We start from the raw sequence: 18,883 nt of genomic DNA, 5'->3' as shown, positions 1-18,883 counted from the left end.
TTTATGAGAGAAGAACACAATTTTAATCCTTCACAACAATCAAATGAATATGAATCTAACTCTGCTACACGTCGTCGACAAAAAAGTAAATTTCCATGGCTTAAAACCATACTTATCGCCCTTATTGCAGGGATAATTGGAGGACTTATCGCTTTTAGTTTATTAAATATGACCTCTAATTTCAGTTCCCCTTTTGCAAACAAATCAGGCTCACAAGTCAATGAATCAAATCAAGACTCTAGTGGAAGTACGCTAGATGGCAAAAGTAGCAAATACAAAACAGTGAATCAAATGATAAATGATAAAGCCCCATCTATAGTTGGAGTGATTAATGAGCAAAAAGCACAAAATCTAGAAGACTTATTACGCGGAAAATCCCTTAAGTCTCAACCTTCTGGCATTGGCTCTGGCGTCATTTATCAACAAGACGGTAAAAATGCTTATATCGTTACAAATAATCACGTCATTGAAGGTGCATCCTCTATTAAAATCCAACTACATAATTCTCAACAAGTTTCAGCAGAATTAGTCGGAAATGATTCATTAACAGATTTAGCCGTCTTAAAAATCAAAGACAGAAATGACATTAAAACGATGTCATTTGCCGATTCAAGTAAAGTAAAAACGGGTGACAGTGTGTTTGCTATGGGAAATCCACTTGGCTTAGAATTTGCCAATACAGTGACATCAGGTATTATTTCAGCGAATGAGCGTACCATTGAAACTGACACCTCAGCGGGTTCAAACAAAGTGAATGTGATACAAACAGACGCTGCAATTAACCCCGGCAACTCTGGAGGTGCATTAGTCGATTTAAATGGTAATTTAATAGGAATTAACACCTTAAAAATTGCTGCGCCTCAAGTTGAAGGTATTGGTTTCGCCATTCCAAGTAATGAAGTTAAATTAGTCATTGAACAACTTGTCAATAACGGAGAGGTGAAACGCCCTTCTATTGGAATTGAGATGATTAATGTGACAGATATTCCAGACAATTATAAACGCCACTTAGAGACAAACTCAGGTGTTTATGTCGCCAACGTACCAAGACAAGGCATAGATTTAAAACGTGGCGATATCATTACTGAAATTGATGGACATAAAGTAGAAAGTGATTCGGATTTACGTAGCTATCTGTATAAAGATAAAAAACCTGGAGATGAAGTTACGTTTACAGTTAATCGAGATGGAAAAACTTCAAAAATTAAAGTCACACTAGATACAGCAAAATAACCTATAAATGTAGCCCCTCTCAACACACACTGAGAGGGGCTTTCTACTTTACGAATAATTGACCATATAATATTTTTTCTTACCGCGTCGGATAATAGTAAATGTATCATCATATTTATCATTACTTGATAATTCATATTGCAAATCTTGTTGTCGTTCCCCATTGATATAAATCGCACCATTAGTAATATCTTCTCGTGCTTGGCGTTTAGAAGGTGAAATCTTTGATTCTACTAAAGCCTCTACAAGTTGAACAGTTGATTCAGAAAGGGTTACTTGTGGCACATCTTTAAAACCAGCTTTTATTTCATCAGCCGTTAATGATTTTAAATCCCCACTAAACAATGCCGCTGAGATGCGTTCTGCTTCAGCTAGAGCATCTTCTCCGTGAATGAAACGTGTCATACTTTCAGCTAACGCTTTTTGAGCTTTACGTAAATGAGGCTCATTTTCAACTGATTCTTCTAAATTTTGTATTTCTTCTTGAGTTAAAAATGTAAAATATTTTAAGAACTTAACAACATCTTCGTCTCGTGTATTAATCCAGAATTGGTAAAATTCATATGGGCTTGTTTTTTCACGGTCTAACCATACTGCACCAGATTCTGTTTTACCAAATTTTTTGCCATCAGCTTTTGTCACAAGAGGAATTGTTAAACCATAGGCTTCAGTTGTCCCATACATGCGACGCATTAATTCAATTCCACTGGTAATGTTCCCCCATTGATCAGAACCTCCAATTTGAATTTTACATTGATATTCACGATTTAAATGACCAAAATCAATCGCTTGTAAAATCGTATAAGTAAATTCAGTATATGAGATACCGTTTGCTAAGCGAGATTGAATGGAATCTTTCCCAAGCATATAGTTTACGCCCACATGCTTACCGAAATCACGTAAAAATTCAATTAATGAAATTTGACCTAACCAATCTTTATTATTCACTAGAATAGGACCATTTTCTGTATCAAAATCAAAAAGTTGTTTCATTTGTTTTTGAATACCTTGAACATTTTTTTCTACTTGTTCTTCAGTTTGAAGAAGACGTTCTTCGGATTTACCAGATGGGTCACCAATCATACCTGTTCCTCCACCTATTAAAACAATGGGGCGATGTCCGTATTCTTGGAATCTACGTAATGTTAAAAATGGTAATAAGTGACCGATATGCAAACTGTCTGCAGTTGGATCAGCACCACAATATAATTTAACCTGCTCTTTGTTGAGTAGGGTTTCTATCCCCTCTTCGTCTGTTTGTTGATAAATTAACCCTCGCCATTTTAATTCCTCTATTAATTGATTTGCCATGGAAAAACCTCCTTAAAAATAAAAAAACACCACTTACAAAAATGTAAGGGCGCTGTTGCACGTTACCACCATACTTGGATACTCTTACAATGTTACGTACATTGCTAAAACGATGAAACACTTCACAAGGTGTATTCACTTTAATTTGAATGTCAATTCACACCCACCATTGACTCTCTAAAATTCAAAAAAATAAAGTTACTTCTCCTCTGTTTCAAATCTTATTGATAATGCTTCATATTATAAAATGTCGTGCTTGAAAAGTCAATATAATACACATTTGAAGGATTAAAACGACTAAAACCAAATTATGCTATACTATAATTGTTAAAAAGGAGGTCTAATGAGGCGTGATACATCCCCATCGATTGATAGAATACACGAATCGCTATGATCAGTACTTTAAAAAGATGAAACATCTGTTTATCTTTTCCATCACTGTTCTTATTTGGATTATAATTTTATTTATTGGCATTGTGTTAGGCTATTTTGCAAGTATTGTTTCGAATGCAAATGAAATTGATGATGATGCGCTTGTTAGAGAAATTACACGCCTCCCTGAGATGCCTCCAATAAAATCCAAAAATGTGAATCTCATTGCATTATACAATGAACAGTCACCGATTCTTATCGCCGGACCCGCTGAGGTCTCTCCATATGTAACAAAAGCCATTGTTTCTAGTGAAGATGCACAGTTTTATACGCATCATGGTATTTTACCAAAAGCTATTTTCAGAGCAATGTATCAAGATATTTTCAATCGTGAGAACCCAACAGGGGGAAGTACGATTACGCAACAACTCGTTAAAAATCAAATGTTATCTCAGCAAAAAACATATAACCGTAAAGCTAAGGAAATTATGTATGCAATGCGATTGGAAAACCTAATGAGTAAAGATGAAATTATTTATACGTATATTAATCGTGTGTCATTTGGTCGAGATACGAACGGACATCATATTACCGGTATTACCTCGGCGTCCTATGGTATTTTTGGTAAACCTCCACAATTACTCAACTTGGCTGAATCAGCGTATTTAGCAGGATTGGTTCAAAGCCCATATTATTATACGCCTTATAACACCTATGGTGAGGTTAAAAGCCAACAAGCACTTTCAGATTCTATACGTCGTCAAAAATATGTCTTAAAACGGATGTATATTGAAAAAATGATTACAAAAAAAGAATATCAAGCTGCATTAAAATATCCAATAGCTGAAAGATTTATATAAAACCTTATCCGATAGACCTTTGTGAAATAGACAAACCTACTTATAAAAAGCGGGTTTGTTTTTTTATACTTCTTAAAAAGTTAAATTTCTACCTATACATAAAAAGACTGGTGAAACAGTATTCCTGTCACCAGTCTAATAAGATAACTTAAGATTAGAATAAACCTACAGCATGTCCATCTTCAGTAACATCCATATTTAATGCCGCTGGTTTTTTAGGAAGACCAGGCATTGTCATAATTGCTCCTGTTAATGCAACAATAAATCCTGCGCCTGTTTTTGCTTCTAATTCGCGAATTGTAATTTCGAAGCCTTCTGGTGCACCTAATTGAGTTGCATCGTCAGTAAATGAATATTGCGTTTTAGCCATACATACTGGGTAATTATCCCATCCGTATTCTTTGAATTGTTTTAATTGTTTTTGCGCTTTGCTTGAGAATGTAACTTTAGAGCCACCATAGATTTCTTTAACGATTTTTTCGATTTTTTCTTCTAATGGTAATTCTAAGTCATAAAGGCGTTTAAAGTCATTTGGCTGTTCGATCACTTCAAGTACTTTATTCGCTAAGTCGACGCCGCCTTCTCCGCCTTTTTCCCAAACTTCTGTTAATGAAAGACGAACATTGTTTTCTTTTGCCCATTCTTGAACAAATTGTGTTTCTGCATCTGTATCATGGATAAATGCGTTAAGGGCGATAACCGGTTCAACACCAAATTTTCTAATATTAGTTACATGGCGTTCTAAGTTTTTAATTCCGGATTTTAATGCTTCAACATTTTCTTCTTTAAGGTTATCTTTAGCTACTCCACCGTGCATTTTAAGCGCACGAATTGTTGCAACTAACACAACAGCATCAGGTTCAAAACCTGCTTTACGAGATTTAATGTCGATAAATTTTTCTGCGCCTAAATCTGAACCAAATCCTGCTTCAGTTACAACGATATCTGCTAAATCACGTGCTGTTTCTGTTGCAAGAATAGAGTTACAACCATGTGCAATATTTGCAAACGGTCCGCCATGTACAAGTGCTGGTGTGCCTTCAATAGTTTGCACTAGGTTAGGTTTGATCGCATCTTTTAAAATCATAGCTAACGCGCCTTCAACACCTAAATCTTTAACAGTTACAGGTTGACGATCACGCGTATAACCGATTGTAATTTTAGAGATGTTTTCTTTTAAGTCCATAATTCCTGTGCTTAAACATAAAATTGCCATAATTTCTGATGCTACAGTTATATTGAAGCCATCTTCACGTGGCACACCTTGTGTTGGTCCGCCTAAACCTACAACAACATTACGTAATGCACGGTCGTTCATATCTAAAACACGTTTCCATTCAATACGACGTTGATCGATACCTAATTCGTTACCTTGATGAATATGGTTGTCGATAAATGCTGATAATGCGTTGTTTGCAGTTGTAATGGCATGAAAATCACCATTGAAGTGAAGGTTAATATCTTCCATTGGTAAAACTTGTGCGTAACCCCCTCCAGTTGCGCCACCTTTGATACCAAATGTTGGTCCTAATGCGGGTTCACGTAAAGCGACCATAACATTTTTATTAATTTTATTGAATGCATCTGAAAGTCCTACAGTAACTGTAGATTTACCTTCACCTGCAGGAGTTGGACTCATTGCTGTAACAAGTACAACTTTCCCTTTTTCACCTTTTGTTGTAATTTTAGAAATATCAATTTTAGCTTTATAGTGACCGTATTGCTCAAGCGCATCTTCTGAGATACCTGCTTTTTGAGCAATCTCACTAATCGGTTTTAATGTAGATTGATTTGCAATTTCTAAATCTGATAAATGACTCACAATTTTCAGCCCCTTAAATGAATTTCATTAACAATCATGCGCTATGTAAACGCATACAAACAGTTCTAAAAAAAACTATTTCCACAGTTAATAATAACGGACTCATCCATACTTGTCGAATAAAAGCGTTTATAAAATTCGATAAATAGAGTCAGGTTTTTATTTATCTATATATAGCTAACTCTTTTACGCCATTTCCTATGCGACTATTAGCTTAGAACAACAGTAAAATCATTGCTCTATAGTTTTTTCCAAGCCTGCATTTAAGAACCCAACAATAACATCATAAAAAGAGTTGGTATTGCGACACTCATTCTTCAGATGAATGCCACGTCTCCAACTCTTCATATCAAATGTTGAATAGTTTCAAAGCATTAAACCTATATTTTTATTTCATAGTAAATTTAAAATTATTTACCTATTGAAATGAGATTAATCTTCCATAGTACTTAAATCACCTGTAGGCAAATCAAGTTCCCATGCCTTCAATACACGTCTCATAATTTTACCTGAACGTGTTTTTGGTAATTTATCTTTAAATTCGATTTCACGTGGTGCTGCATGCGCAGCTAAACCTTCTTTCACAAACTTTCGTATGTCCTCTTTTAATGCATCAGACGGTTCGTAACCTTTTCTTAATGCGACAAATGCCTTAATGATTTCGCCACGAACAGGATCCGGCTTACCAATAACCCCTGCTTCTGCAACCGCTTCATGCTCTACTAATTTCGATTCCACTTCGAAAGGACCGACACGTTCACCCGCAGTCATGATGACATCATCGACACGACCTTGGAACCAAAAATATCCATCTTCATCTTGATAGGCAGAATCGCCTGAAACATACCAGTCACCTATAAAATAGGACTGATATTTTTCGGGGTTTTTCCATATTTTGTACATCATTGACGGCCACCCTTTTTTTATAGCAAGGTTACCCATGCGATTAGGCGGTAACGGATTTCCTTCATTATCAATAATCGCCGCTTCAATTCCTGGTAATGGCTTGCCCATAGAACCTAATTTAATATCCATGGATGGATAGTTGACAATCATATGTCCACCTGTTTCAGTCATCCACCAAGTATCTAACACACGCTTATCATACACTTTTTTAGCCCATTTTATAACCTCTGGGTTAAGGGGTTCACCCACCGAGAGGATACTACGTACTGAGGATAAATTATATTTTTCTACTAAATCATCTCCAGCACTCATAAGCATACGTAAAGCTGTTGGTGCAGTATACCATATCGTCACTTTGAATTCTTCAATCATACTATACCAAGCTTCTGGAGAAAAACGACCTCCTGCAATACAATTGGTTACTCCATTTAACCATGGAGCGAAAATCCCATAGGAAGTCCCTGTGACCCAACCTGGATCAGCTGTACACCAATAAACGTCATCTTCTTGTAAATCAAGCACATATTTTCCTGAAATATAATGAACTAACATGGCTTTTTGTACGTGCAATACGCCTTTAGGTTGTCCAGTAGATCCCGAAGTATAATGAAGAATAAGACCATCGTCTTGATTTAACCATTCTATTTCAAATTGATCACTCGCATGTTCCATCTCTGTATTAAAATCTACATATTCATCACTGACATTTTCATCCACTACGATAATCGTTTCTAAATTTGGCAAATCATCTTTTGGAATTCTCGGTAATAGACTATTCGTCGTGATGATCACCTTAGCATCACTGTTTTCCAAACGATCTTTCACTGCTTTTTCCATAAACGCTTCAAAGAGCGGCCCCACGATGGCTCCAATTTTTAATATACCCAAAAATGCAAAATAGAGTTCAGGCGTACGTGGCATAAAAATAAATACACGATCCCCTTTTTGAACATGAGCTTTTGTTTTTAAAACATTAGCTGCTTGATTAGATTTCTGTTTCAGCTCATTAAATGTATAACTTTCTTTACGCACGTCATCTTTATAATTTAAGGCAATTTTATCTCCTTTTCCTTCATCAACATGACGATCAATACATTCATAGGCCATATTAACTTTTCCAGTTTTTGACCAGGAAAATGCTTTTTCAACATCTTCCCATTTAAAATTTTGATAGATTTTTTCATATTCTGTTAAATTGAAGTTTCCTTCTTCCCCTTTGTATACTTCAACTTTCATGATGATTACCCCCCTTGTTTGAAATCGCTTTCATTTGAATTATAGCTCATCAGGATATTGTTTTCAAAAAATTTCACTTATTCTGAATAATAGATGAAAATTCAATATGATTTGGCTATACTATCATTAATAGTTTGTTTAGAAAGGAGTCTCTCATGAAGCACATTAAAACATATGAAAAAGAAACTTTAATGATCAACGGTAAAGCAACTATCCTAGAGGGACCAGTGACAAAATTACAATTAGAAACCATGACCTTTGATGAAGGATTAAATGCATTTCGAGAACCCATCGAACAATTTGAAGCGATACAAGAAATAAGCACTTTGGATGAAGGGAGAATTTATATTATTCGAGTAGATCAACATATAATTGGCTACGTCACCTATCTTTATCCAGACCCTATGGAAAGATGGTCTAATGGGAACCTCCCCTATTTATTGGAACTTGGCGCTATTGAAATCAGTCTACCTTATCGAAGTTATGGATTAGGTCGTGAACTTTTAAAGTTGAGTACTCGAAGTCCGGAATTAGAGAATTATATCATTATCACAACTGAATATTACTGGCATTGGGATTTAAAAAATTCAGGTCTCGACGTTTTTGAATATAAAAAATTAATGCAACGCATGATGGCAAACGGCGGCTTAGAAGTATTTGCCACCGATGATCCAGAAATCACAAGCCACCCTGCGAATAGCCTAATGGCACGTATTGGAAAAAATATTACAGTAGATCAAATGAGGACATTTGACGACTTACGCTACATGAACAGGTTCTTTTTTTAATGGGGGGAATCCAAATGGGAGAAAATACTTTTCAAACTGGGTATGTCTATTCAGATGCACTTTTGCAATATCGCTTCCATAATAAACATCCCTTTAATCAAATGCGTCTGAAATTAACAACAGAGTTACTGGACGCTACTGGTTTACTTCATCACAATCAAATCATTAAACCTCGTATTGCCACTGTAGATGAAATTGCAACTGTTCATAAATATGACTATATCCAAGCGATTAAACGTGGGGAACGTAACCTTTTAACGCCTGATGAAAAGAGCAAGTATGGTTTAGACGATGAAGATACACATGTATTCCCAAAAATCCATACAAGCACAGCGACCATTGTTGGAGGAGGATTAAATTTAATTGATGCGATAATGGAAGGAAAATTTCAAAATGGTTGCCACTTAGGTGGCGGTCTACATCATGCATTAGAAGGACGCGCAAACGGTTTTTGTGTGTATAATGACGCTGCAATTTATATAAAATATTTATATCAGAAATATCATCAACGTGTCTTATATGTGGATACTGATGCCCATCATGGTGACGGTGTACAATGGCGGTTTTACACTTCAAATGAGGTCATGAATTATTCTATACATGAAACTGGAAAATTTTTATTTCCTGGTTCTGGTCATTATACTGAACGAGGTGATGACCAAGGATTCGGCTATACTATAAATGTCCCTTTAGAACCCTATACGGAACACGAAAGTTACATGTCCGTATTTAAACAGACACTTGAAACTGTTGCAGCTGCTTTTCAACCTGATTTTATCGTTAGTGTGAATGGTTCTGATATTCACTATTTGGATCCACTTACTCATATGCATTGTGATTTAAATACATTATATGAAATCCCCTACGTTGTCCATGACATTGCAAAAAAGTATGCCAACGGAAAAGTCCTCATGCTTGGTGGTGGTGGCTACAATATTTGGCGAGTAGTGCCCCGCGCTTGGAGTCACGTCTATTTAAGCCTTATCGATCACCCCCCATTAACTGGACGTTTACCTGAATCTTGGTTAACCAAATGGCAACATTATAGCTCGATTTCGCTTCCTGAAACTTGGGAAGAGACATTTCCTGATTTTCAAAATATACCAAGAACTCAAGAGATTACTGATAAAAATCAAAGTGTGGCGAATAAGATTAAAAATTGGTTTTAAACCCTATTCATATTGCTTTATTCTATAACAAAAACCCTTGATTCAAGGAGGAACTCTTAAAGCTGTGTAAGATTGACGCTTTTTGAGTGACTTTTGAGAAACAAGGGTTTTATTATTAAACTTTGGTTGTTCCGCGGTATCTGATTTTATGAGGTAAAATCACATTGGGTTCTTCGATTTCTTCATTATTCATATATTTCGTTAATAAACGCATGCCAACAGCCCCAATATCATATAGCGGTTGTATTACACTTGAAAGTTGTGGGCGTACCATTTCAACGAGACGTGTATTATTAAAACTGATAACTTGAATATCTTCAGGTACATTTAGCCCGTGATCCATCGCACCGTGTACAATCCCAATCGCTTGTTCATCACTGATTGAAAGCACAGCGTCTGGTTGGTAAGCGCTTAATTTTTCAAACGCACGTATTCCATCTTTATATGTTTCGTTCCCTACATATAAAAGATGACTATCCACTTCTAATTGATGTTCAGATAATTGTTGTTTTAATCCTTCGAGTGCATCGTCTTGGGCTTTTTTAGAATAGCCTCCACCTACAAACGCAAACTTATTTGCACCTGATTTAATTAATTGCTCAGTGATTTCTTGGCTCGCTTTTTTAAAGTCAATATTTACTGAAGCAATACCGTCGTCTTTTCCGTTTGTGCCTGAAACAACAACGGGTATAGAGGCTTTTGAAATTTGGTCTTTAATTTCAGTCGTCAGTGTGCCACCTAAAAAGATAATGCCATCCACTTGTTTACTTAATAAATTGTTAAAAATCTCTTTTTCTTTTTCAGGATCATCATCTGAATTCGAAATGATTGTGTGATATTTATACATCGTTGCAATATCTTCTAATCCTCTCGCAAGTTGAGAATAATAAATATTAGAAATATCAGGTATAATCACACCGACTGTAGTTGTTTTCTTACTTGCTAAACCTCTTGCAACAGCATTTGGACGATAATTTAATCGTTTAATGACTTCATTAACTTTTTCCCTTGTTTCAGGTTTAACATTTTGATTTCCATTTACAACACGTGATACTGTCGCCATTGAAACACGGGCTTCACGAGCGACATCATATATGGTTACTGTCATATTTCTACCTCCTTGTAAACGCTTACTCTATTATTATATTCCGTTTTCATCACATTTTCAAAGTTTACCATAATATCGATAGATTAGAAATATAAAAATCTTCATGTCATAGGTTTGTCACGAAATAATAGTAATTATATGTATTTAAACGATAATAAAAGGAGAAAATTTCAAGAATTCTCCCCTTTTAAAATAAACAAGTATTTATTTAAGTGTTTTGTTATTGTACATTTCTGAAAGAGGTTTGATTTCATTGTAGAATGAATCAAACTCTTCTAAATTCATTTGTTGTGCACTATCACTTAAAGCTACTGCTGGATCAGGATGAACTTCAGCCATCACCCCATCTGCGCCAATCGCCAATGCTGCTTTAGCTGCAGGTAACATTATATCTTTACGACCTGTACTATGCGTCACATCAACTAAAACAGGAAGATGTGTGCCTTGTTTTAAAATAGGTACCGCAGAAATATCTAAAGTATTTCGTGTCGCTTTTTCGTATGTGCGAATACCGCGTTCACATAAAATAATATTTTGATTACCTTGACTGGCAATGTACTCTGCTGCGTATGTGAATTCTTCAATCGTTGCTGATAAACCACGTTTCAATAAAATAGGTTTGTTTGTTCGCCCTGCTTCTTTTAGTAATTCGAAGTTTTGCATATTACGTGCGCCAATTTGGAATACATCTAAATATTGGTCTGCAATCGCAAAATCATTTGGGTGGACAATCTCACTTACAACATTAAGGTCGTATTTATCTTTAATTTGCTTCAAAATCTTTAAGCCTTCTTCGCCTAATCCTTGGAAGTCATATGGTGAAGTTCTTGGTTTAAAAGCGCCACCTCGAATAAATTTTTCACCTTTTTCTTTTAAATTTTTAGCAACTGCTTCAACTTGTTCGTAGGATTCTACTGAGCACGGACCAAATACGAAAGATTTAAGTCCCTCTCCAATTTTCCCGCCGTTTTCAAACGTCACAATTGTATCTTCAGGTTTAAGTTTACGAGAGACGTATAAATGTTTTTCATTATCAGACTTTTGTAAATCAGTTGAGGCTTTAAAAATTTCCTTAAACAACTGTTTAATGACATTGTCATTGAAAGGTCCTTGATTTTTATCAATTAACGAATTTAACATTTCTTTTTCTCTTTGAGGGTCATAAATCACTGTACTTTGTTTTCTTTTTTCCTCGCCTATTTTTTTAGCGAGCTCACCTCGTTTGGAAAGTAATGTTAAAATCTGTTCGTTAATGTCTTCGATTTCTTTTCTGTACGTTTCTAAATGATTCGTCATGAAATTCACCCCAACTTAAATTTTCTCACTTGCTTTAAAGCGGTAAAATAACTAGTGATATTTCGTATTCTAACAAGAATATATGATTATTTCAACCCATCTTCTAAAATTAGGCTAAATTTTTTGAAAATTCTCATTTATATTATCGTTAATAGTATCGTAGTTGCTATCGGTTAAAAAAGCTACAAAAAAATGAATGAACAAGAACAAGATAGGTTCTTATTCATTCATTCGATGGTAAAAACGTTACGCTAATTTTGTTATTTAAAGTTACTTATTAAAAGTATGCTTATCTACTTTACTGTTAGTTTTTTTAGCTTCTTCTTTCACTTTTTCATTATGATCAGAAAGTGTAAAATCTTTATCTGAGTCATGTGTCACTACGCCATTTTCAAATTTCGCATCTTTTTTACTAAAATCATTTTCTTTGTTAGCAGAAGTCGTAGTTGATTCTTTTTTGTTGCCGTTAAGCAAACGACGTTGAGCACCTAATGAAGCAGTGTTTTCTGAGGTCTTTTGTTGATTTGATTTTTCTTGACTTAGTTTTTCATCTTTACCTTCTGCTTGTGCTGTAGCAGTAGGTCCAGTTTGTCCTTCTAAGCGATCTGAATCTACTTCTGCACGAATTGCACGTTGTTGTGCCGCCATTGCATCATCTTTGGAATCAGATGAAATTGATGTTTCATTTTCATTTTGTTGGTCACTATTTTTCGCAGCTTGTGCTAATCCAGAAGCAGTCACCCCTGCTGTTGCAACACCTGCTGTATTTTGACCGTTATTTTCCTCACGTGCAGATTTAGATGTTTGTCCTTCTAAACGGTCGCTATCAACTTCACTTTGAATCGCACGTCGTTGCGCAGCTAATTCTTTTGATGATGGGTCTTCTGAATCAGTTAATACACTACGTTCACGTTGAGAATCTTTTCGTACACGTTGTGCTTGTGCTTTTAACGCTTCTGCTTTACGTTTAGCTTCATCACGTAATGTTGAATTTTGGTCATTCACTTTTTTTGTTTTCACTTGCTCTTTTTTCTTAGATTTTGCTTCTAGTGTTGGTTTTAATAACAATCCTAATGAACTCCCTAATACAGCACCTGCAACAAAACCAAAAACTAAATCTAAACGCTGAGGTGCTTCTCGATCATATTGAGAAACCTCATAACTTTCTAAACCTTTTGAATGCAAATCACGATTGTATTTTTCCATTTTTATGCCTCCTTAAAATAAAAGCACTTAAACAAAGTATGTACCTCATTTAAGTGCGTGTAATCAAGACTTATTCAACTAACCGTCGACTTACTTACGATTTGAATCATTATTTAATGTTGTGTATTTTGTGTTAACTGATTCAGGATTTGTGTTGAAATCATCTAAGTCTTTGTTTTCATACTCATTGTTCACTAATTCTTTATTAGTTGAAGTATGTTGAGTTGAAGATTGACGATTAGAATCAGCATCATTTAAAGTTGTGTACTTTGTGTTAACTGATTCTGGGTTCGTATTAAAATCTTGAAGATCTTTATTTTCATATTCATTATTTACTAACTCTTTGTTAGAAATAGATGAATTTGAATTTGAACCACGATGTGCATCAGATGACACATTATTCGTTTTGTAAGTTGCACTGTTTCTACGACTTTGACGGTTTTGCCATTTATCAGCAATTTCCATCGCAACATTTGACCATTGAACAACTTGAGAAATCTTGTCTTCATTTTGTGAAATGTTATTCGTAATTGAGTGCGTTACACGATCAACCGAACCATTTAATGTTTGAACTGATTCGCCAACGCCTTTAACAGCATCAACTACAGAGTTTAAACGATTTGATTTATCTTGGATATCTTCAGTTAAGCGATTAGCTTTATGAAGTAAATCCGTAGATTCGCGTGTAATACCTTGAATTTGTCCTTCCACACCATCAAGTGTTTTAGCAACATGATCCAAGTTTTTCTTTACAGAAACTAACACTACAACGATTCCAATACATAAGATTAAGAATGCGATGGCAGCAATAATTCCTGCGAGTGGTAAAATCCATTCCATTCGTAAACGCCTCCTATTGACTTTTAAAATATGCTATTTATTTTATATAGATACCCAAACTCCCAGTGCTCAAACATCAAAAACTATGTTCTACGCCGATTTTTTCTAAATAAGCTTTTAATACTTTCTGAATGTCACCAGCACCCATAAATAGTATAACAGCATTATCATGTTTTTCGAGCATTTCAACGGATAATTCTGAAATTAAGCGTCCATTCTCAACAAGTTCAAGAAGGTTATTAATTGTCAATTCACCCGTATTTTCTCGAATAGAACCGAAAATATCACATAGATATACCGAATCTGCTTGATTAAGTACATCAGCAAATTCTTGTAAAAATGCTTTTGTTCTAGAGAATGTGTGGGGTTGAAAAATCGCCACAACTTCTTTGTTTGGATATTTTTTTCTAGCTGTCTCAATTGTAGCACTTATTTCTCTTGGATGGTGTGCATAATCATCAACTAATACTTGATTTTTAGTAAAAATCTCATTAAAGCGACGTTTAACACCACCAAAAGTAATGAGCGCATCTTTAATATTTTGCGTATCTAATTTTTCCATATAAGCAATAGCAAGGACCGCTAATGCATTTAGAATATTATGGTTGCCATATTGTGGAGAAATAAAGTGATCATAGAACTCTCCTCTAATATAGACATCAAAAGCAGTACCTTTATCCGTGATTTCAATGTTATCCGCATAAATATCCATTGAAGAATCAAAACCATAATAATAAACAGGAACATCAACTTTAATGTCCTTAATATGTGGGTCGTCTCCCCATGCGATAATGGCTTTCTTAACATTATTTGCCATACCTTGGAAGGCATTGACAACATCATCTATATCGGCAAAATAATCTGGATGATCAAAATCAATATTTGTAATAATTGCATAATCAGGAGCATAGCTTAAGAAATGGCGACGATATTCGCAAGCTTCAAACGCAAAATATTCACTTTGCGGTAACCCCATTCCTGTACCGTCTCCGATTAAAAATGATGTTTTTTTGTCACCGTTCATTACATGAGATAATAATCCCGTTGTTGATGTTTTGCCGTGTGCCCCTGTCACCGCTACAGAGGTATATTGGTTGATGACTTCTCCTAAGAAATCATGATAACGAATCACTTTTAAGTTTAATTCATTCGCTTTTTTAACTTCTTCATGCGTATCTTTAAAAGCATTTCCTACGATGACTGTTAACCCTTCAGTAATATTATCTGCACTAAAAGGTAAGATTTTTATGCCTTTATTTTTCAATGCAATTTCAGTAAATACATATTGTTCAATATCCGAACCTTGAACATCATATCCTAAATCATGAATAATTTGAGCAAGAGAACTCATTCCTGCTCCTTTGATACCGACAAAATGGTATTTGGTCATGATGATATGCCCCTTTCTTAATTTATGAGTCGTGTAAGTCTGCCTCAGTGAGATAGACATCTCTAGGTTTTGAACCATTTGCGCCGGAAACATAGCCCAATTGTTCTAGTTGATCAATAATTCTAGCTGCACGATTATAGCCTATTTGAAAATGTCTCTGAATAAGAGAGGTAGAGATATGTCTCTCTTTTACCATAAATTCACAAACTTCATTGAATAATTCATCTTTTGCTGGTTCTTCTGTTTTCTTTAGGAGCTCTTTCTCTTGAAATAAATATTCAGGTTCTCTTTGTGATTTAATATAATCTACAACTTCATCAATTTCCTCATCTGAAACAAAAGTGCCTTGTACGCGAATTGGTTTATTCATGCCACCGCCAAGGTAAAGCATATCACCATATCCGAGTAATCTTTCGGCACCACCGCTATCTAGTATTGTTCTAGAATCCACACTCGATGATACCATAAATGCAATTCGCGTTGGAATATTTGCTTTAATTAAACCAGTAATGACGTTAACAGATGGTCTTTGAGTTGCAACGAGCATGTGTATACCACACGCTCTCGCCTTTTGCGCAATTCTGGCAATAGATTGCTCAACTTCTTGAGGTGCCATCATCATTAAATCAGCCAATTCATCAATCACAATCACAATTTTGGGCATACGTTGGTCATAATTGACTTTTTTATTGAACGCCGTGATATTTCTCACATGAGTTTGTGCGAATAACTTATATCGACGTTCCATTTCTTCTACAGCCCATTTTAAACTCTGAGTTGCTGCCTTTACATCTGTAATGACAGGTGCCACGAGGTGTGGTAAATCGTTATATGGTGCGAGTTCTACCATTTTCGGGTCGATTAATAATAATTTTAATTCCTCTGGATGATTGCGATACAGTAAGGATAATAAAATACTATTTATAGAAACTGATTTACCTGAGCCTGTAGCTCCTGCAATAAGTGCATGTGGTGTTTTGGCAATATCCATTAATAATGGTTCATTATTGATTCGATTCCCCATTGCGACCGTTAATTTAGATTCTGCATTTTTAAACGCCTCTGTTTCAAGAATCGATCGCAAATTAACTTTTGTTGGATGTTGATTTGGAACTTCAATTCCAACTAGACTTGTCCCAGGAATAGGTGCCTCAATCCGAATATCTTTCGCTGCCAAAGCCATTTTAATATCATCTTGTAATGCGGTAATACGTGAGACCTTAACGCCTCTTTCAACGGATAATTCGAATCTCGTTACGCTTGGACCTTCGATAACATTAACAACTTCTGCGGGTACATTAAAATAATAAAAAGCATCATTTAATTGTTGTTTTTTATCTTCTATCCATGCGTTATCACTTTCTTGGACTTCTGGTTGATCTAACAAATCGATACTTGGTAGATGCAATACAGGACCGCGTCGTATTTTCTTAGTTGAATCAGCATCTTCAGCTACATCTTTTGATGAGGGAAGCTTTTCTAGATGATTATTTTGCTCTGTTTTAAAAGTAGTTTCCCTAGGTTGATGTGTATTATCGTTCGTCACTTGTGTATTGGGCGTTGAAGATGGCGATGTACGTTGTTGTTCATTCATGATTGTAGACGTCTTTTGGCGTTCCATCATTCTCTTTTTATCCGAAGGTGTCATCACCACATTAAAAGGTTTACTTCCTTTACGAATAGGTCTTTTCGCTTCATGTTCATTTGTTTTATCCGTCTCGTGTAAGTGCGGTTTTAAAGGTGGCTCAGAAATTTTGACTTCCTTCGATTCAGAGATATCTTCATCGTCAAATCGCTCTTGTAAATCTTCTTTAGAGCTTTGATTTATATCCTTTTCATTGTCCTCAACCGCTTCTGTTGGTGTTAGTTGAGGAACATCGACTGTAGCAGATGTCTCCGCACCCCTTTCATCATGTTCATCATAATGTGTATCAAGGCGTTGTGTGTCTTCCTCTACATCATCACTATGTTGTAATGAATCGGGTTGAAGCGTCTCTGTTTGACTTGTCATTGGTGCAACCTCGTGTTGAGCTAACTGAGGCGGTTCACTATGATTTTGAGGTTCATCCATTAATTCGTTCTCGTTTTGATCATTTGTATCCTCATTTTCATCAAAATCGTATAATTCTTCTGATTGTTGATGAGGCTTGTCATTATTGATCGCTTTCACAGTCAAATCTTGGCCAGGTGCTTGAGAAGTGTTATTTGATGTTGTCTCATCACTTAGATTGTCTTCTTGCGCTATGTGCTCTTCATTCTCATTGATGTCCTTCTCGGATATGTGTGATGATGCATCAATTTGATTTAAGTCGATTTCTTCGTATTCGATTGACGCATCATGAGGCGTTTGATTTTCAGTAAGGTTCGCATGAGAATCCTTATCCTGCGCAGTTGCTACTAAGTCATCATGTTCCTTTTCTTCATAAGCACTATGATAATCATCACCTAATAAATGGCGCGCTTGCGATGCGTACATTTCATCAATCGCTTTTTGTATACTAGATTGCTCCTCTGTATGATGTGAGGTTTTTTTATGTTGTAAAGCTTCTTTAAAGCGTTTCTTTTGAAGCACTTTCTTTTCTCGTTCTTTACGAATTTCATCAACAATCTGTGAAGCATAAATGTTTTCAATATTAACCGTGTTATCACGTTTAGAATGCGATGGTATTTTGACTTGTGAAGATGTTCTATTATTAGACGGCTGTTGCGCTTGTTTTGAGCGTGCACCTGGGGGTTGACTTAAACCACTGTTTTGTATGGTCTTGCGTTCTTGCGTCCCAAAAATTGCTGAAGGCACTTCACTCGCCTTAAACTCCTGATGTAAAAATGTCTTACTATGAGGGGATGTTGCATTCTGTGAATGATGATAGCCAGATTCTTGTGATTGATACTTATTTTTATAAGAATTATGTACGTTTGAGTTTGTTTCACGACGTCTCGTATAATCTTGATGTGATAAAGAAGTACGCATCGCTTTATTTCTTTGATAATTTGCAGTATTTTTCTCTTTTACCTCTCGTTCTTGCTGTGAAGAATAAGGCGTACTATTTGAACGTTGACCTCGATGACGTCGTGTTTTACGATCTACTTGTAGACCAGAATGTGGTCGGGTCGCATGTCTATGTTGTTTTTGCTCGGACCTTTCTGTTTGTTGAAAAGAATCAGATTGCCCATCCATCGCAATCGGAAATCTAAATTTCCCTTTCGGCCGTTGATAGATATCATTCGACTGTGGAATTAAACTACGATTTTCAGATTTTCTAACTGTCGAGCGTTTTTTATTAAAAGATGTTTGGTCTGATGGCTCGTCTTCACCAAATAATTTATCAAACCAGCTCATAAATAC

General features: G+C 35.6%; 12 protein-coding genes and 1 pseudogene. 4 read left to right on the top strand and 9 right to left on the bottom strand.

Translation table 11 applies throughout. The features are described 5' to 3' along the window. Window positions 1–3: 3 nt before the first annotated feature. Complete coding sequence (locus G8Y84_RS02030; protein ID WP_051604965.1) at window positions 4–1,233, top strand: S1C family serine protease; 1,230 nt, start codon at window positions 4–6, stop codon at window positions 1,231–1,233. Between the two features lie 48 nt (window positions 1,234–1,281). Here the strand turns inward: G8Y84_RS02030 and tyrS are convergent, their stop codons facing one another. Continuing rightward, window positions 1,282–2,544, bottom strand: a complete 1,263-nt coding sequence (gene tyrS, locus G8Y84_RS02025; protein WP_037574392.1) for a tyrosine--tRNA ligase — start codon at window positions 2,542–2,544, stop codon at window positions 1,282–1,284. Between the two features lie 410 nt (window positions 2,545–2,954). Here tyrS and G8Y84_RS02020 point away from each other — a divergent pair, with 410 nt between their 5' ends. Then, window positions 2,955–3,776 carry a transglycosylase domain-containing protein gene (locus G8Y84_RS02020; RefSeq protein WP_084276034.1) on the top strand — a complete coding sequence of 274 codons (822 nt, stop codon included), beginning with the start codon at window positions 2,955–2,957 and terminating at the stop codon, window positions 3,774–3,776. Window positions 3,777–3,930: 154 nt separating this feature from the next. On the opposite strand, the gene G8Y84_RS02015 is transcribed toward G8Y84_RS02020, so the two are convergent. Both G8Y84_RS02015 and acsA read right to left on the bottom strand, forming a co-directional pair. After that, window positions 3,931–5,598, bottom strand: a complete 1,668-nt coding sequence (locus G8Y84_RS02015) for a formate--tetrahydrofolate ligase (protein WP_037574397.1) — start codon at window positions 5,596–5,598, stop codon at window positions 3,931–3,933. A 432-nt stretch (window positions 5,599–6,030) separates the two neighbouring features. Then, complete coding sequence (acsA, locus tag G8Y84_RS02010) at window positions 6,031–7,740, bottom strand: acetate--CoA ligase (protein ID WP_105965382.1); 1,710 nt, start codon at window positions 7,738–7,740, stop codon at window positions 6,031–6,033. A gap of 155 nt (window positions 7,741–7,895) precedes the next feature. Here acsA and G8Y84_RS02005 point away from each other — a divergent pair, with 155 nt between their 5' ends. Together G8Y84_RS02005 and G8Y84_RS02000 are read left to right on the top strand one after the other, a co-directional pair. Beyond that, entirely contained in the window at window positions 7,896–8,528 is a 633-nt protein-coding gene (locus tag G8Y84_RS02005) for a GNAT family N-acetyltransferase (RefSeq protein WP_037574400.1), read from the top strand. Between the two features lie 14 nt (window positions 8,529–8,542). Continuing rightward, window positions 8,543–9,697, top strand: a complete 1,155-nt coding sequence (locus G8Y84_RS02000) for an acetoin utilization protein AcuC (protein WP_103159176.1) — start codon at window positions 8,543–8,545, stop codon at window positions 9,695–9,697. A gap of 115 nt (window positions 9,698–9,812) precedes the next feature. Here G8Y84_RS02000 and ccpA read toward each other — a convergent pair whose 3' ends face one another. From ccpA to G8Y84_RS01970, 6 genes and pseudogenes are all read right to left on the bottom strand, one after another. After that, window positions 9,813–10,805 (bottom strand): catabolite control protein A, encoded by a 993-nt coding sequence (gene ccpA / locus G8Y84_RS01995; RefSeq protein WP_037574406.1) that lies wholly within the window; start codon window positions 10,803–10,805, stop codon window positions 9,813–9,815. Between the two features lie 204 nt (window positions 10,806–11,009). Then, window positions 11,010–12,101 carry a bifunctional 3-deoxy-7-phosphoheptulonate synthase/chorismate mutase gene (locus G8Y84_RS01990; protein ID WP_037574409.1) on the bottom strand — a complete coding sequence of 364 codons (1,092 nt, stop codon included), beginning with the start codon at window positions 12,099–12,101 and terminating at the stop codon, window positions 11,010–11,012. Between the two features lie 270 nt (window positions 12,102–12,371). Continuing rightward, the gene (locus G8Y84_RS01985; protein WP_165806083.1) at window positions 12,372–13,307 is read right to left on the bottom strand and encodes a hypothetical protein; all 936 of its coding nucleotides are present in this window, start codon (window positions 13,305–13,307) and stop codon (window positions 12,372–12,374) included. Window positions 13,308–13,670: 363 nt separating this feature from the next. Then, window positions 13,671–14,147: pseudogene (locus tag G8Y84_RS11320) on the bottom strand (DUF948 domain-containing protein); the annotation flags it as partial. 76 nt (window positions 14,148–14,223) lie between these two features. After that, entirely contained in the window at window positions 14,224–15,537 is a 1,314-nt protein-coding gene (gene murC, locus G8Y84_RS01975) for a UDP-N-acetylmuramate--L-alanine ligase (protein ID WP_037574413.1), read from the bottom strand. A gap of 22 nt (window positions 15,538–15,559) precedes the next feature. After that, on the bottom strand, window positions 15,560–18,877 hold the full coding sequence (locus G8Y84_RS01970; RefSeq protein ID WP_165806082.1) for a DNA translocase FtsK: 3,318 nt from the start codon (window positions 18,875–18,877) through the stop codon (window positions 15,560–15,562). Window positions 18,878–18,883 lie beyond the last annotated feature (6 nt).

Origin of the sequence: Staphylococcus sp. 11511212 (genome assembly GCF_011394755.1) — a bacterium.
Classification (GTDB): domain Bacteria; phylum Bacillota; class Bacilli; order Staphylococcales; family Staphylococcaceae; genus Staphylococcus; species Staphylococcus chromogenes.
This window is presented reverse-complemented; position numbering and strand designations above follow the sequence as displayed.

Coding starts and splice junctions, on each gene's coding strand:
- G8Y84_RS02030 (WP_051604965.1), top strand. CDS start 4: ATGAGAGAAGAACACAATTTTAATCCTTCACAACAATCAAATGAATAT.
- tyrS (WP_037574392.1), bottom strand. CDS start 2,544: ATGGCAAATCAATTAATAGAGGAATTAAAATGGCGAGGGTTAATTTAT.
- G8Y84_RS02020 (WP_084276034.1), top strand. CDS start 2,955: ATGAAACATCTGTTTATCTTTTCCATCACTGTTCTTATTTGGATTATA.
- acsA (WP_105965382.1), bottom strand. CDS start 7,740: ATGAAAGTTGAAGTATACAAAGGGGAAGAAGGAAACTTCAATTTAACA.
- G8Y84_RS02005 (WP_037574400.1), top strand. CDS start 7,896: ATGAAGCACATTAAAACATATGAAAAAGAAACTTTAATGATCAACGGT.
- G8Y84_RS02000 (WP_103159176.1), top strand. CDS start 8,543: ATGGGAGAAAATACTTTTCAAACTGGGTATGTCTATTCAGATGCACTT.
- ccpA (WP_037574406.1), bottom strand. CDS start 10,805: ATGACAGTAACCATATATGATGTCGCTCGTGAAGCCCGTGTTTCAATG.
- G8Y84_RS01990 (WP_037574409.1), bottom strand. CDS start 12,101: ATGACGAATCATTTAGAAACGTACAGAAAAGAAATCGAAGACATTAAC.
- G8Y84_RS01985 (WP_165806083.1), bottom strand. CDS start 13,307: ATGGAAAAATACAATCGTGATTTGCATTCAAAAGGTTTAGAAAGTTAT.
- murC (WP_037574413.1), bottom strand. CDS start 15,537: ATGACCAAATACCATTTTGTCGGTATCAAAGGAGCAGGAATGAGTTCT.
- G8Y84_RS01970 (WP_165806082.1), bottom strand. CDS start 18,877: ATGAGCTGGTTTGATAAATTATTTGGTGAAGACGAGCCATCAGACCAA.